The following is a 1,068-nucleotide window of genomic DNA, read 5'->3' as shown; positions in this document are numbered from 1 at the left end:
GCTCTCGGTGCGGTCGAGGGTCCATTCGGTGTGGAAGGTGCCCTCGCGGTCGGTGCGGCGGTAGGTGTGGGCGCCGAAGAAGTCGCGTTGGGCCTGGATCAGGTTCGCCGGGAGGCGTTCGGCGCGGACGCCGTCGTAGTAGGCCAGGGAGGAGGAGAACGCGGGGGTCGGGACCCCGGCGAACGCGGCGGCGGCGACGACCCGGCGCCAGGCCTGGACCCCGTTGCCGACCGCACCGGCGAAGTACTCGTCGGCCAGCAGCAGGGGCAGGTCCGCGTCGCGTTCGTAGGCCTCGGTGATCCGGTTGAGGAACCGGGCCCGGATGATGCACCCACCCCGCCAGATCCGGGCCATCGCACCCCGGTCGATGCCCCACCCGAACTCCGCCGACGCCGCCGCGATCTGGTCGAACCCCTGGGAGTAGGCCACGACCTTCGAGGCATACAGGGCCAGGCGCACGTCCTCGACGAACGCGTCCCGGTCGGTGACCTCGAACGGGCTCGTGCCCGCCACCAGCGTCCCCGCCGCGGCGGCCCGCTGCGGGACCGACCCCGACAGGGCCCGGGCGAACGTGGCCTCGGCGATCCCGGTGATCGGGACCCCCAGGTCCAGGGCGTTCTGCACCGTCCACCGCCCGGTGCCCTTCTGCTCGGCCTGGTCCAGCACCACGTCCACGAACGCCGACCCCGTCGCGGCGTCGACGTGGGCCAGGACCTCGGCGGTGATCTCGATCAGGAACGACTCCAGGTCCCCCTCGTTCCACGCCGCGAAGATCTCCCCGATCTCCGCCGCCGACGCCCCCAGGCCCTGCTTGAGCAGGTCGTAGGCCTCCGCGATGAGCTGCATGTCGGCGTACTCGATACCGTTGTGGACCATCTTCACGAAGTGCCCCGCACCCTGCGGACCCACATACGTGCAGCACGCCACCCCGTCGACCTTCGCCGCGATGTCCTCCAGGATCGGCCCCAGCACCGCATAGGACTCCCGGGACCCACCCGGCATGATCGACGGGCCCAGCAGCGCCCCCTCCTCACCCCCCGAGACACCCGAGCCGACGAAGTGCAGGCC

Annotated in this window: 1 protein-coding gene; it reads right to left on the bottom strand. The window is 71.7% G+C overall.

Annotated elements, in window-relative coordinates:
• Window positions 1-1,068 (bottom strand): NADP-dependent phosphogluconate dehydrogenase (gene gndA, locus ACWFNE_RS21400; RefSeq protein WP_452124445.1); only part of this gene is annotated, 1,068 nt, incomplete at both ends.

It is taken from the genome of Cellulomonas sp. NPDC055163, from assembly GCF_053607065.1.
This window is presented reverse-complemented; position numbering and strand designations above follow the sequence as displayed.